13 protein-coding genes are annotated in these 13,074 nt (G+C 71.6%); 9 read left to right on the top strand and 4 right to left on the bottom strand.

Annotated elements, in window-relative coordinates:
* Positions 1 to 502: 502 nt before the first annotated feature.
* Together ACSRUE_RS33625 and ACSRUE_RS33620 are read right to left on the bottom strand one after the other, a co-directional pair.
* The gene (locus ACSRUE_RS33625) at positions 503 to 1,333 is read right to left on the bottom strand and encodes an SRPBCC family protein (protein WP_441287164.1); all 831 of its coding nucleotides are present in this window, start codon (positions 1,331 to 1,333) and stop codon (positions 503 to 505) included.
* A 196-nt stretch (positions 1,334 to 1,529) separates the two neighbouring features.
* A complete protein-coding gene (locus ACSRUE_RS33620; RefSeq protein WP_441287163.1) occupies positions 1,530 to 2,138 on the bottom strand; it encodes a bactofilin family protein in 609 nt (202 codons plus the stop codon).
* Between the two features lie 242 nt (positions 2,139 to 2,380).
* Here ACSRUE_RS33620 and ACSRUE_RS33615 point away from each other — a divergent pair, with 242 nt between their 5' ends.
* Positions 2,381 to 3,817 carry a hypothetical protein gene (locus ACSRUE_RS33615; protein WP_441287162.1) on the top strand — a complete coding sequence of 479 codons (1,437 nt, stop codon included), beginning with the start codon at positions 2,381 to 2,383 and terminating at the stop codon, positions 3,815 to 3,817.
* 57 nt (positions 3,818 to 3,874) lie between these two features.
* Here ACSRUE_RS33615 and ACSRUE_RS33610 read toward each other — a convergent pair whose 3' ends face one another.
* Positions 3,875 to 4,450 carry an endonuclease dU gene (locus ACSRUE_RS33610; protein ID WP_437768296.1) on the bottom strand — a complete coding sequence of 192 codons (576 nt, stop codon included), beginning with the start codon at positions 4,448 to 4,450 and terminating at the stop codon, positions 3,875 to 3,877.
* Between the two features lie 60 nt (positions 4,451 to 4,510).
* Between ACSRUE_RS33610 and ACSRUE_RS33605 the strand changes: the two genes are divergently transcribed.
* Positions 4,511 to 5,185: a hypothetical protein gene (locus ACSRUE_RS33605; RefSeq protein WP_441287161.1), complete on the top strand. Its 675-nt coding sequence runs from the start codon at positions 4,511 to 4,513 to the stop codon at positions 5,183 to 5,185.
* Positions 5,186 to 5,229: 44 nt separating this feature from the next.
* Here the strand turns inward: ACSRUE_RS33605 and ACSRUE_RS33600 are convergent, their stop codons facing one another.
* Entirely contained in the window at positions 5,230 to 6,192 is a 963-nt protein-coding gene (locus ACSRUE_RS33600) for a COX15/CtaA family protein (protein ID WP_441287160.1), read from the bottom strand.
* 190 nt (positions 6,193 to 6,382) lie between these two features.
* Here ACSRUE_RS33600 and ACSRUE_RS33595 point away from each other — a divergent pair, with 190 nt between their 5' ends.
* The 7 genes from ACSRUE_RS33595 to ACSRUE_RS33565 all read left to right on the top strand — a co-directional run bounded on the left by ACSRUE_RS33595 (position 6,383) and on the right by ACSRUE_RS33565 (position 13,048).
* The gene (locus ACSRUE_RS33595) at positions 6,383 to 7,558 is read left to right on the top strand and encodes a diguanylate cyclase (RefSeq protein WP_441287159.1); all 1,176 of its coding nucleotides are present in this window, start codon (positions 6,383 to 6,385) and stop codon (positions 7,556 to 7,558) included.
* A gap of 14 nt (positions 7,559 to 7,572) precedes the next feature.
* Entirely contained in the window at positions 7,573 to 9,036 is a 1,464-nt protein-coding gene (locus ACSRUE_RS33590; protein ID WP_441287158.1) for a sigma-54-dependent transcriptional regulator, read from the top strand.
* 194 nt (positions 9,037 to 9,230) lie between these two features.
* Positions 9,231 to 10,502 (top strand): TolC family protein, encoded by a 1,272-nt coding sequence (locus ACSRUE_RS33585; protein ID WP_441287157.1) that lies wholly within the window; start codon positions 9,231 to 9,233, stop codon positions 10,500 to 10,502.
* 109 nt (positions 10,503 to 10,611) lie between these two features.
* A complete protein-coding gene (locus tag ACSRUE_RS33580) occupies positions 10,612 to 11,403 on the top strand; it encodes a cytochrome c biogenesis protein (RefSeq protein WP_441287156.1) in 792 nt (263 codons plus the stop codon).
* Between the two features lie 4 nt (positions 11,404 to 11,407).
* Positions 11,408 to 11,686 carry a CcmD family protein gene (locus ACSRUE_RS33575; protein WP_441287155.1) on the top strand — a complete coding sequence of 93 codons (279 nt, stop codon included), beginning with the start codon at positions 11,408 to 11,410 and terminating at the stop codon, positions 11,684 to 11,686.
* The gene (locus ACSRUE_RS33570) at positions 11,686 to 11,829 is read left to right on the top strand and encodes a hypothetical protein (RefSeq protein WP_012235483.1); all 144 of its coding nucleotides are present in this window, start codon (positions 11,686 to 11,688) and stop codon (positions 11,827 to 11,829) included. Before ACSRUE_RS33575 ends, ACSRUE_RS33570 begins: the two co-directional genes overlap by 1 nt.
* 79 nt (positions 11,830 to 11,908) lie before the next feature.
* Positions 11,909 to 13,048, top strand: a complete 1,140-nt coding sequence (locus tag ACSRUE_RS33565) for an acyl-CoA dehydrogenase family protein (RefSeq protein WP_437552715.1) — start codon at positions 11,909 to 11,911, stop codon at positions 13,046 to 13,048.
* The last annotated feature ends 26 nt before the right edge of the window (positions 13,049 to 13,074 follow it).

Genomic DNA, 13,074 nt, shown 5'->3' with positions numbered 1-13,074 from the left:
CGCAGGCGCCGGCCACGGCAGGAGGCTGAGAGGGCGCCGGCGCATCTGAATGCACGTCCAGCAAGGGGTACCTCACGGCAGACGCTTTACTTCATGCATCCGTCCTCTCGCAACCTCCGCCGGGGGCGCGCCTTGTTGAAAAAGTTCCGCGGAATGTGGGAATTCTTGTGGGGAAATCGGAATGCGTGTTGAAAAACCTGTTGAAAACCCTGGACGATCCGGGCCGCAGCCTTCGTAGATCTGCGGAATTGCACCCAGCGAGCGCGCGCCGGAGCTCGCCCGGGGCGCTCCGGGGTTTTCAACAGGCTCGGCGGTGGGCGGCGGCGATCGGAGGCGACCGGGCGTCACGACGAGGGCGTGAGTCGCCTCGGTGGACCGAGCGGGGAAGGGCGGACGGAAGGAGGGGAAGGGGAGGAGGGGTGGCTGGGCGCTCTGTCGCGAGGCGCCCTGTCGGTCGCGTCGGTGGCGCCGGTCGCGCCGGCTGCGTCGGTTGCCGGGAGAGCTAGCGGTGCGCCACGTCCTTGTCGCGGCGGACGCTTGTGTCGTCGGCCGGCGGCAGATCGGCCACGCTCGCTGGCAGCACGGCGGGGGCCGCCGTCACGCTGCTCTGGTCGTCGCCTCGCGCGGCGGGAGCGGCGCCAGCGGACGCGGCGGCCGACGTGCTCGCCGCGGTGCCCGGCGGAACGTCGGTGGCGGCGGCGGTCGTCGCCCCGGCGCCGGGGGGGGACTCGGACTGTGCGCGATTCCGCACAGCGGTCACCGCCTTGTCGGCTGCCTTGACGAGCTGTGTCGTCACGACCGAGGGCGGGAAAGGGAGCTTCGGGGCGACGAACAGCTCGAGCTTCAGGATCGTGTGGTGCTCGTCGACGGCGCGGAGCCGCCAGCGGGCGCGGAAGTCGGCGACGTTGCCGCGCTTGTGGCGGCCGGAGATCACCTCGTCGGCGCCGTCCTTGGTGGGCGGCGACATGTCGGCGACCGTCCAGATGTGCGCGGCGCCGTTCAGGATCGGCACCTGGAGATAGACCTCGCTCGTGCCCTTGCGCTTCCCGAGCACGCGGCTCTGGTCGAAGGGGCCGATGAACGTCTTGTAGTTGCCGTAGGAGGTGACGATCTTCCGGACCGTCGGCAGGGGCGCTTTCACGAGGATCGCCGCGCCCCCGGTGTCGATCGCGGCGACGGGCCCGGTGGTCTTCAGCGTGTACCGGAGCGCCTTCCCGAGCGACGCGAGCTTCTCCGACTCGGCGTCGGCGGCGCGGGCGGCGCGCGGCGAGAGGGAGAGGGCGAGGACGGTGAGCGAGAAGGCGATCAAGGACAGGGACCACAGTTTCTTCATGGACTCTCCTGTTCGAGCGACGTCCGTCAGCGCGGGCTCCCCCCCACGTCGCGGACATGCGCCTCGGGCGGCGAGACCGCAGCCCCTCGCTAGATGTACCTCCGTCAGCACGCGGCCGCACGCCTGCGCACTACAGAAAACATGCTTTCGTCGGACGAGGTCGGAATTCAGCGGTCGGCGTCGGCGCGCTCAACGCTCACGCGCGCGTTGCACGTTGCGCGCTGCCGCCGCTGTCGTCGGTCGTGGGCGTCGTGGGCGTCGTGGGCGCGGCGCTCGCGGCGCTCGCGGCCTGTCCGGCAGCGTCGGCGTCGGGCTCGGACGACGCCGTGGGCGGCCGCTGGGGCCGCTCGCCTGGCTCCTCGTCGAGCGGGGCCATCTTGCAGGAGCCGTCGAACTGCACGCCGCGGTCGATGAAGATGGCGGGCGCGTGCAGGGCGCCGGTCACCTTGGATGGAGCGTACAGCTCGATGGCATCGCGGGCGCGGATGCTCGCCTGGACCTCGCCGCCCGTGACGATGCACGTCACGACGTGGATCTCCCCGATCACGAGCGCCCCTTCGCCGATCACGAGCACGTCCTCGCCGCGGATCTCGCCGCGGAAGCTGCCGTCGATGCGCACGCGGCCCTCGAAGAAGAGCTTGCCTTCGAAGTGCGTACCGCGGCCCAGGAGGGCGTTGATCTCGGTGGGCCGGTGGCCCCCGCCGTCGTCGCCGCGGGGGCTTCCTGGAGATCGCGGCGAGAGGGGCGAATCCCTGTCGCCCGGGAAGGACATCGGCTCCATCGCCCGCTGGCTTACTTCAGGCATCGTCACATTCGCAACGGGGGTGCGCGTCAGCCCCGTAACGGGCGCGCGGCGGTGGCCGTATATATTGAATGATTTCAGATGCTTGGGTTGGATTTGCGGCAGGGTACGTTTTCTGCACGTGGGGCGGACCGAGCAGGTCCCCCGGCGCGCTGACCGCCGGGGGGCGCGCGGAGTGTGGCCGACGTCTGGCCAAGCGCGCGGTGGAGCGTGAGGGGCCGAGGCGACCAGGAGAGGGAGTGGAGATGACGTTCCGATCGTTGCTTGTGGCTGCCGGTGTCCTGGGCAGCATCTCGGTAGCGTCCGCGCAGACGCCGCCCGCGCCGCCGACAGCTCCGCCGATCGATCCCACGCCGCTCCAGCCGGCCGAGCCACCGGCCGCCCCGGCGCCGGCAGCGCCCGGCGCTCCCGCTGCGGCGCCCGGCGCTCCCGCTGCGGCGCCCGGCGCTCCCGCTGCGCCCGGCGCTGCTGCTGCGCCGGGCGTGGCTGCTCCGCCCGGCGCTGCTCCGCCCGCGCAGCCAGCGCCGCCCGCGCAGCCGGACCCTCCAGCAGAGCCGCCGCCCGCCCCGGTGACACCGCGGCCCGACGCAGCGGTCTCCCCGATGGTGCAGTGGAATCAGGCCACTGCGGCCGACTCCGTCCAGGAGGAGGACGAAGAGACGACGCTGCGCTGGCGCGGGACGACGTTCACCTGGAACCAGGGCGGTAGCACGACCCTCTTCGGCGTTGGCGGGGGGTATATCCCCGCCATCCAGGTCTACGGCTGGGACTTCACGTTCCGGCCCAACTTCTATGTGCTCGACCAGCCCAAGGACAAGGTGTCGGTGGCCGCCGAGATCGGCTGGGTTACCGAGCTCACGAACAGCGACACCACGACGGATTACCGTGAGCCGCAGTTCAAGGACATCGGGCTCAGCGCCCGATACAGCCGCGAACTCTGGGAGAGCGGCGGCGCGAACCAAGGCGAGTACAAGACGGACGGGGCCATGCGGCTGCGGGTGCTCCTGCCGACCTCACCGATCAGCTGGAACTCCGGCAGGTACTTCCTCATGTCGGTTGGCCCGCAGATCACCCAGAAGATCAAGCTGCTCGGTTCGAAGGCCGACGGGCTGAACAACGTGACGGCGACGCTCGGCGTGACCTACGCCCATCTGTTCGCGGACTCGTACACGCCAGTGAGCTCCGGCCTCCGGCGGCCCCGGACGGCGGCGAGCGGTGATCCGATGTTTGACGACCAGCTGACCGGGGCGTCTCAGACCATGGATAGCCTGACCACGGGCCTCGAGGTCGGCCTGCCGCTCTACAAGGACCTCTCCCTGGCGACGAGCTTCAGGCTCATCAGCCAGTTCAAGCACGAGTTCGAGGAGGGATGCGCCAAGATCCCGACCGGCTGCGCCCCGTACGAGGGCTCCCAGGGGTCCACCTACGCCGCCCAGACGGCGTTCGATCTCAACGTGAGCTACCCGGTCTACGAGGTCGTCGACCTCACGCTCGGCTACAACAACACGACGAGGCAGCTCGGGGAGGACGGACAGCGCAGGAACTTCTTCTACAGCCCTGACGCTCAGTTCTATCTCGACATCAACGCCAACCTCGACGTCATCTACTCGAAGGTGACCGGCCGCGGGAAGAAGGCCGAGAAGGCGGGCGCCGCCAGCGCTCCGCGCCGGCAGGCGCTCTGACACGCGCGGCCCGTCGGCGGCTCGTCAGCGGCTCGTCAGCGGCTCGTCAGCGTCCAGTTACGCGCGCCCGCGGCTCTCGCCGGTGGTCAGCCCGCCGGCGATGAGGTGCGCGGCGCGCAGGGGCTCGGGGAGGTGGCCGTTCACCGAGAGCCGCGCGATGAGCGCGCTCGCGTCGTCCAGCGAGATCCCGGCGCGCTGCACGTACACGCCCGCGACCGGCTCCATCGGGCCGGCGCGCTGGATGAGCGCCCACTTGCGGCGCCCTCCCCGGACGCGCGAGAGCAGCGCGTCGCGGATTGCGTCGAGGTCCGGGAGGCGCCGCGCCACCACAACGACCGGCAGGGCGAGGGCCTCGCGCAGCGCCGCGAGATCGACGACGTTGAAGCCCGCCACCGCGATGCCCTGGAGCAGGACCACCTGCGCCTGGGCGTAGAAGCGGGAGCCGCGGATCATCGCGGCGATCGCGGGCGTGGCGTTCCGCCCGTCGCGCCTCACGCGGGTGGAGAGGACGCCCTCGAGGCGCAGCCCCGAAAAGACCGTCCCGACGACCTGCACGTCGCCGCGGTGGTCGCGGGCGAACGGCGCGTCGTCGACGCCGATGACGTGCGAGAAGCGTGGAGCGCGGGCCGGCACACGCAGAGCTTACCGTGCTGCCGTCTTTGCTGGGCCAGGCGGTCGTGCTGTACTGCCAGGATGCGACCTTCCAGGCACCTCTCGCTGAGCCTCTCGCTGGCCCTCGGCCTCGCCTCGTCGCTGGCCCTCGCGCAGGGCGCCACCGCCCAGCCGGCCCCGAAGGCCCCCGCGGCGCCGGAGAAGGCCGCGGCCCCGCAGAAGCCGGCGGTCAACAAGCCGCGCGGCGGCAGCGCCGGCGCGCCGCAGCGCCCCGGGCGCGCGCGCAAGCCCAAGAAGGACGCGCAGGCGAGCCTCGCCGGGCGGCCGGTCGCCACCTTCCCCGGCTTCCGCATGCTCCCGACCGGCGGCTCGCGCGTGTTCGTGCAGATCCACGGGGGCAAGGTCGACGTCGCCGAGTCGAAGGCCGCCGGACGCCTCGTCTACCGGCTGAAGGGCGCGGGGGCGATCCAGACGAACCGCTTCCCGCTCGTGACGTCGTTCTTCGCGACCCCGGTGACCCAGGTGCAGCTCGTCGGCCAGGGCAACGATCTCGACATGGTGATCGACCTGCGCACCCAGGCCGACGCGACCTACCGCGTGCTCGAGACCGATCAAGGGATGGTGCTCCAGGTCGACTTCCCCCCGTCCGTCCCCGAGCAGCGCTCCGCGGCGCCGGCCGAGGGAGCGCGCACGCGCTCGGAGCGCCGCACGATCTCGCAGGACCCCGGGAGCGACGAGGAGAGCTCGGATCTCTAGAGCGGCGCTCAGCCGCCCCTGATACACGCGTCGCTGAGCGGCGGTCACCCGCACAGGAGACGGGCCTTCTCCCCGGGCGGGCCCGCGTCCGCCGCCGAGGCCGACTCGCTCATCGCCGCCGCGGCGAACGTGACGAGGACCATCCACAGGAGATCGGCGAGCAGGAGGTGGACGAGCTGCATCCACACCGGCGCGAGCAAGAAGAGGTTGAGGAGCCCCGCGCCGATCTGCAGCAGCACGAGCGCCCCGGTCGCCGCCGAGAGCCGCGCGACCTCGGGCGAGGGGCGCCGGGCAGCGACGACGCCGCGGGCGAAGAGGAGGTAGACGCCCACGGCCGCCGCCACGGTCGGGTGCAGCACGCGCAGCTGCAGCAGGAAGTGCGCCGCGGGCGAGAAATCCTGCGCCAGGCCCTCGCGGAGCGACGCCGCGGCGAAGAGCGTGTCCCCGAGCGCGGCGATGGCCCCGGTCACGCCCACCGCCAGGACCCCCGCGAGCCCGACGCCGAGCAGCGCGCCCGTCACCCCCTGGCCGCGCAAGCGCACGCGCCGGCCCCCGCGCGCCCAGTAGAGGGTGCAGGTCATGGCGCCCACCAGCAGGAACGTGTTGATGAGGTGCACGGCCATCCAGATCGCGCGGGCCGCCGACGCGTCGTGGGCGACGTACTCGAGCAGGACGATCCCGGCGCCGACCGCCGCCTCGGTGATCATGAACAGCATCGACGCGGCCGCGCCGCCGCGCACGGGGTGGCCCGACGGATACGCGACGAAGGCCCAGACGAGCTGCAGCGCGACGAGCAGGAACGCGACGCCCGAGGTGGCGCGGTGCGTGAACTCGATGAGGGTCGCCGCGCTCGGAGAGCGTGGGATGACGTCGCCGTTGCACGTCGGCCAGTGGCTGCCGCAGCCGGCGCCCGAGCCGGTCGCGCGCACGAACGCGCCCCACAGGATCACGCCGAGCGTGAAGGCCAGCGCGAGCGCCGCGAGCTTCCAGAACCGCGCCTGAGTCATGCCGGGTCCTTACCGCGAAACCTGCGCGACGGCAGCCCGCGCGAGATCGGCGATGCAGGGGCGACTTGCCCGGGCAACTCCTGCGATTGCCTTCGCGATTGCGCGCGACCGCGCGCGACCGGCGGCGAGGCGGCGTCCGCCGCAGCGCGATCTCGTTGCGCCCGGCCCCGGCCGAAGGGAGGATGTGCCGGTGCCGAACAGCGACGAACTCCGAAGCGCTCCGCTCTCCGCGCCGATCGAGCTCCCGAGCGGTCGACCGGCCAGGATCGTCGTCGCGGACGACGACCGCCTCGCGCGCCAGATGCTGGTGAGCATCCTCCAGAAGGCCGGCTTCCAGGTCGAGGCGGTCGACGACGGTCAGGAGGCGATCGAGCTGATCGGGCGGGGAGGGGTCGATCTCGTGCTCCTCGACATCGTGATGCCCCGGCTCACCGGCCTCGAGGCGTGCAGGCTGCTCAAGAGCATGACCTCCGAGTCGTTCCTCCCCGTCGTGCTGGTCACCGTGAAGAGCGACACGGCGAACCGGGTCGAGGGGCTCAAGATCGGCGCCGACGACTACGTCTGCAAGCCGTTCGAGGAGGAGGAGCTCCTCGCGCGGGTCGGCGCGATGCTCCGGATCAAGCGGCTGCACGACCAGGTCGCGGCGCAGCGCGCCTACCTGGAGCAGCTCTCCATCCACGACGAGATGACGGGGCTCTACAACTACCGGTACCTCTTCACGCGGCTCAACGAGGAGTTCAAGCGCGCGGAGCGCTACCACGAGCCGTTCGCCTGCGTGCTCGTCGACATCGATCGGCTGAAGGCGATGAACGAGACCGGGGGGCGCACGCTCGGCGACGCCGTGATCCGGCGCGTGGCCGATGGGATCCGCCGCTCCGTCCGGGAGGTCGACGTGGTCGCGCGCTACGGCGGCGAGGAGTTCCTCATCGTCCTGCCGAGCACCCACTTCGCCGGGTCGCTGACGGTGGCCGAGCGGATCTGGCGCGAGGCCGCCGGCAACCCGGTCGAGTTCGGCGGAGAGGCGAGGCCGTGCAGCGTCTCGATCGGCGTCGCGCTCTACCCCTCGCGCGACGTCCGCTCCAAGGACGGGCTGATCCGCGCCGCCGAGAGCGCGCTCAACCAGGCGAAGCGCGAGGGCGGCAACCGGATCTGCGTCTTCCAGCAGCACGGCCAGATCTACACGCCGGCGGCGGGCGGCGAGCCGCAGTCCTCGCCGCCGCCGGGGAAGCTCCGCCGCTCCAGCGATCCCGCCTTCGCCGCGACGCACGCGGCGCACACGGCGCACACGGTCACGGACGAGCCGAGGGAGCCGCAGACGCGCCGGGGCACCGACATCCCGCCCTTCGCCCCACGCAAGCCGCTGTAGTCCCGCCCCGCCTCGTGAACGCCGCAGATCGCGCCCGTATCCTCCTCGTCGACGACGAGCCGGCCCTGCGCCGCGGCCTGGCGCGCGCGCTCGTGCGCGACTTCGACGTCCTCACCGCGGAGGACGGCCCCGCGGCGCTCGGGCTGCTCGCGACGACCCGCGTCGAGGCGGTGCTGCTCGACCTCGCCATGCCGCGCATGAGCGGCGCCGAGGTGCTCGACCGGATCAGGGCCACGTACCCGGACGTCGAGGTCGTGGTGATGGCCGGCCACGCCGACCTCGACGCCGCGATCGCGGCCGTGCGCGCCGGCGCGTACGGGTTCGTGACGAAGCCCGTCGACGCGGAGGCCGCGGTCTCGATCGCGATCGAGCGCGCGATCGAGCGCCGGCGGCTCGCGGGCCGCGCGCGGGCCCTCGAGGAGCGGGTCGACGAGCACGAGCAGCTCGGCGAGGTGATCACGAGCTCCGCCGCGATGCAGGACGCCTACAGGAAGGCGCTCGGCGTGGCGGCCGTCGGCGCGCCCCTCCTGCTGGTGGGCGAGCGCGGGACGGGCAAGGAGCTCGTCGCGCGCGCCGTCCACCGGCGCGGCCCGCGCGCCGCGCGGCCGTTCGTCGCCGTCGACTGCAGCGCGCTGCCAGGGTCGCGGGCCGAGGGCGAGCTCTTCGGCGAAGGCGGCGACGCCTCGCCGGACGGGCGCGCCCGCGGGGGCCTGATCGAGGCGGCGGACAAGGGCACGCTCTTCCTCGACGAGGTCTCGGCGCTGCCGCCCGCGGCCCAGGCCAGGCTGCTCCGGGTCCTCACGCACGGCGAGAGCGCGAGGGCGGGGGGCGAGCCGCGCCGCGTCGACGTGCGCGTGATCGCGTCGACGTGCGAGGGGCTCCGCGAGCTCGCCTCCGCCGGCCAGCTCCGGGAGGATCTCGCGTACTGCCTCGGCGTCATCGTCGTCGAGCTGCCGCCGCTCCGGCGGCGCAAGGAGGACGTCGCGCTGCTCGCGAGCCACTTCCTGAACCGGTGCGCGCGCCGGCACGGGCGCGACGTCAAGCGGATCGGCCCCGAGGCGGCGCGCCTTCTCCGCGAGCACGCGTGGCCGGGCAACGCGCGCGAGCTCGAGAGCGCCATCGAGCACGCCGTGATCTCCGCGCGCGGCGAGGCGATCTTGCCCGCGGATCTGCCGCCCTCGGTGTCGGGGCGCTCCGGGCCGCCGCTTCGCCCTCCGAGGGACGCGCTCGTCTTGCCGGCCGAGCTCTGCGATCTCCCCTACGCGGAGGCCAAGGAGCGCGCCGTCGACGCGTTCGATCAGATCTACGTCGGGCGCCTGCTGGAGCGCACGGGCAACAACCTCAGCGAGGCGGCGCGGCAGGCGGGGATGGATCGCTCGAACTTCCGGAGGCTGAAGAAAAAGGTCACGTCGCGCGGAGACGAGGCGGCGCAGGGGGAGAGCGACGGGGCGGGGCCGAGCAAGCGCGGCGCGGGCTGACGCGCGGACACGTCGGTCGCGCCGGGCGCACGTCGCAGAAGCGCGCGCCCGGCTCGTGCTACGTTGCGCCGAAAATGGCCCGACGCGCTGCACGAGCTGCCCTTGCTGCCGCCGCCTTTTCCCTCGCGGTCCGGCTGGCGCCGCTCCCTGCCGCCGCCGCCGACGCCGGCGGGGCTCCCGGGCGGCGAGCGGCGGTGGTCCACGATCTCCCCGGCGTGCTCGCGCTCGCCGACCGCAATCACCCGAACGTCGCCGTCGCGCGCGCGAAGCTCGACCAGGTCCGCGCGCAGCTCGACGAGGCCCGGTACGCCCCGTTCTCGCAGTTCAAGCTGACGGGCGGCGTCGCGCTCGCGCCGACCGTCCGCGGGAACAACGTCTTCAGCCCGAACACCGACGTCTCGCTCACCTCGAGCCTCGGGGTCGGCTGGCGCGTGAACATCGACGGCGTCGTCCCGCTCTGGACGTTCGGGAAGATCACGAACCTCCGGGACGCCGCCGAGGCGAACGTCCGGGTGAACCAGGCGAGCGTCGAGAAGGAGCGGGACGCGGTCCGGCTCGACGTCCGCAAGGCCTATTTCGGGCTCCAGCTCGCGCGCGACTCGCGGAGCCTGCTCGTCTACGTGAGGGCCGAGATGGACAAGGCCCTCCGGCGCCTCGAGGAGCAGGTCGAGCGCGAGGAGGGGGATCCCATCGAGCTGCTCAAGCTGCAGACCTTCGGGGCCGAGCTCGAGGCGCGCGGGGCCGAGGTCGACAAGTACATCTCGGTCGCGCTGGCGGGGCTGCGCTTCTACACGGGCGTCGCGGATCTCGACATCCCCGACGTCCCGATCCGCCCGCCGAACCACCGGCTCGGCCACGTCACCCGTTACCTGACCGCCGCGCGCCTCTACCGGCCGGAGCTCGCGCAGGCGCGCGCGGGCTTCGACGCGAGGTCCGCGCAGGTGCGGCTCGCGCGCGCGCAGCTGTTCCCCGACATCGGCATCGCCCTGCAGGTCGGGGTGAGCGCCGCCCCGGAGGTCGCGGATCAGCTGAACCCGTTCACCAGCGACCCCGGCAACTTCTTCCACTACAGCGCGGCGCTCGCGCTGCAGTGGAAGCTCGACCTCTTGCCGCAATCGGCGCGCATCCGCGCCGCCGAGGCGCAGCTCGAGGAGATGGCCGCGACGCAGCGCTTCGCCATGGGCGGGGTCGCGACCGAGGTCGAGACCGCCTATGCCGAGGTCGTGGAGGCCCAGAAGCGGCTCGACGCCTACACCAAGGCGGCCAGGTACGGGAAGCGCTGGCTCGTGATGGTGCAGCAAGGAATCGACGTCGGGACGATGGCGGAGAAGGATCTCATCGATCCAGCCAAGGCATATGCCACGAACCGATTCAACCAGCTGAACGCGACGATGGATCTCGACATGGCGATGTCGCGGCTCGCGAAGGCGACCGGCTGGGACGCCATCGCGCCGGACGGCACCTGAGCGAGGGGGCGGCCGCGCTGAGGCGCGCGCTGCGTCGCTCGGGCGCCGCTCGGCTCCGCGTCACCCCGGCTTGAACGCGACCGTTCTTGGCAGTACGGTGCGCGACAGCATGGGAGCCAACGTCAACGTCGAGCGGGCGCCGCACAAGGTGGCTTTGGCAGCGAACGGTGATGCGGCGCGGCGCGCGGCGAGCGGCGCGTCCGCGGGCGCCAGCATCGCGTTTTACGTCCTGCTCGCGGCGTCGGCCCTCGCCGTCATCGGCACTCTCCACTTCGTGGCGTACGTCGTGCCGACCGAGGCCACGATGGGGATCGTGCAGAAGATCTTCTACTTCCACGCCCCCGCCGGGTACGCGATGTACATCGGCGCGACCGTCTGCTTCATCGGCTCCGCCGGTTACCTCGCGCGCGGCACCCAGCGCTGGGATTCGCTGGCGAAGGCCGGCGCCGAGGTCGCCGTGGCGATGGGGCTGATCGTCCTCGTCACCGGTCCGCTGTGGGCCGCCAAGGCGTGGGGCGTGTACTGGACGTGGGATCCGCGCCTCACGACCTCGCTGCTCAGCGTGCTTATCTACATCGCTTACGTCGTGCTCCGCGCCTTCACCGGCGACAGCGACGCCGAGCGCAAGTTCGCGGCGGCCCTGGGCGTCCTCGGCGCGGCCAACCTGCCGATCATCCATTATTCGGTGAAGATGTGGGGCGGTAACCACCCCACGGTCATCACGGGCAAAGGCGGCGGCCTCGGGCACCCTGACATGAAGATGGCGCTCGGCTTCGGCTTCCTCTCGTTCACCCTGCTCACCCTCGCGCTCGTGTGGGCGCGTTACCGCGTCGATCTCGCGTCCGCGCGGCTCGCGGAGCTCGAGCAAGAGGCCCTCGAAGCCGGCATCGGAGAGGACTGACAACATGAAATCCAATCATTCCTTGTTCTCCCATGCGGCGTTGCAGCAGCCGACGAGCACCACGACGGACGACCGAGCGCAGGCCTTCCGCCCCGTCGAGGGGGGGAACGACATGCAGAGCGGAGAGAAGCTGCTGGTCGAGGCGTACGCCGCGATCTGGCTCATCCTCTTCGCGCTCGTCTTCGTCTCCTGGCGCCGGCAGAAGCAGATCGACCGGCGCATCGACGCGCTCGAGGCCGCCGTGGCGAAGGCACGGGCTGGAGCGGGCCAGGGGGCGGGCTGATGCCGAACCTGGGGGAGATGACCCCGCAGCACGCGCTCTACATCCCCGTGGTGCTGATGCTTGGGCTGATCGTCGGCTACATTCTGGGCAGCCGCGCCGTGCGCGCCGAGCTCGAGCGACGCAGGCGCAGGATGAAGGAGTGACGGGGGCGCGGGCCCTCGTCCCGCGTAGCTGGCGGGCCCGGTGAGCGCCGTCCCCGCCCCACTAGCCGGAGGTCACAAGGTGGTCGATTTCTCTGTGAGCGAAGAGCACAAGGCTCTCATCGATACGGCGCGTCGCTTCACGAAGGAGCGCATCCTCCCGATCGCGGCCGAGTGCGATCAGAAATCGTACTTCCCGATGGATGTCTTCGTGGAGGGCTGGAACATCGGCCTCGTCAACCCGACCTGCCCGGCCGAGTACGGCGGCCCGGGGATGGGCGAGCTCGAGAACGCCCTCCTCGCCGAGGAGCTCTCGTACGGGTGTACCGGGATCCAGACGAGCTTCCTCGCGAACGGCCTCGCGCTGACCCCCATCAAGCTCGCCGGCAACGAGGATCAGAAGAAGAAGTACCTCGGCATGCTCACCGCCGAGCCGATCATGGCGAGCTACTGCACGAGCGAGCCGGACGCGGGCAGCGACGTCGCGGGCCTCAAGACGCGCTTCACGAAGCACGGGGACGACTACGTGCTGAACGGGCAGAAGTGCTGGATCACGAACGCGAGCTACGCGCGCTACTACGTGATCTTCGCGACGTCGAACCCGGAGCTGCGGCACAAGGGGATCGCGGCGTTCATCGTCGACCGCGACACGCCCGGCGTCCGCGTCGGCAAGAAGGAGGACAAGCTCGGCCAGCGGGCGAGCGACACCGCCCAGGTGTTCCTCGACGATGTGAAGGTGCCGAAGGCAAACCTGCTCGCGCCCGAGGGGCAGGGCTTCAAGCTCGCCATGGAGACCTTCAACCAGACCCGCCCCGACATCGGCGCGGCCGCGACGGGCCTGATGCGGCGCTGCGTCGACGAGTGCGTGGCCTACGCCAAGGAGCGCAAGACCTTCGGCCAGCCGATCGGCAACCACCAGCTCATCCAGTGGATGCTCGCGGAGATGGCGATCCGCGTCGAGGGGACGCGCCTGCTCTACCAGAAGGCCGCGTGGAACCTCGATCACGGGGTGCGCGACCCGATCGTCTCGAGCTTCGCGAAGGCCTACGGCGCTGACAGCGCCATGCAGACCGCCGTGGACGCCGTGCAGGTGTTCGGCGGCAACGGCTACGTGAAGGAGTACCCCGTCGAGAAGATGATGCGCGACGCGAAGGTCCTCCAGATCTACGAAGGCACGAGCCAGATCCAGCGCCTCGTCATCGCGCGCCAGCTTCTGGCGTAGCGCGTAGCGCGCCGCGCTCCTCGCGG

Origin of the sequence: Sorangium sp. KYC3313, from assembly GCF_052075895.1 — a bacterium.
In the GTDB taxonomy this organism is placed as follows: Bacteria; Myxococcota_A; Polyangia; order Polyangiales; family Polyangiaceae; genus Sorangium; species Sorangium cellulosum_B.
Note: the sequence above shows the minus strand (reverse complement) of the source record. Positions and strands in the feature narration are given on the sequence as shown.

Coding starts and splice junctions, on each gene's coding strand:
- ACSRUE_RS33570 (WP_012235483.1), top strand. CDS start 11,686: ATGCCGAACCTGGGGGAGATGACCCCGCAGCACGCGCTCTACATCCCC.
- ACSRUE_RS33580 (WP_441287156.1), top strand. CDS start 10,612: ATGGGAGCCAACGTCAACGTCGAGCGGGCGCCGCACAAGGTGGCTTTG.
- ACSRUE_RS33600 (WP_441287160.1), bottom strand. CDS start 6,192: ATGACTCAGGCGCGGTTCTGGAAGCTCGCGGCGCTCGCGCTGGCCTTC.
- ACSRUE_RS33625 (WP_441287164.1), bottom strand. CDS start 1,333: ATGAAGAAACTGTGGTCCCTGTCCTTGATCGCCTTCTCGCTCACCGTC.
- ACSRUE_RS33605 (WP_441287161.1), top strand. CDS start 4,511: ATGCGACCTTCCAGGCACCTCTCGCTGAGCCTCTCGCTGGCCCTCGGC.
- ACSRUE_RS33615 (WP_441287162.1), top strand. CDS start 2,381: ATGACGTTCCGATCGTTGCTTGTGGCTGCCGGTGTCCTGGGCAGCATC.
- ACSRUE_RS33620 (WP_441287163.1), bottom strand. CDS start 2,138: ATGCCTGAAGTAAGCCAGCGGGCGATGGAGCCGATGTCCTTCCCGGGC.
- ACSRUE_RS33575 (WP_441287155.1), top strand. CDS start 11,408: ATGAAATCCAATCATTCCTTGTTCTCCCATGCGGCGTTGCAGCAGCCG.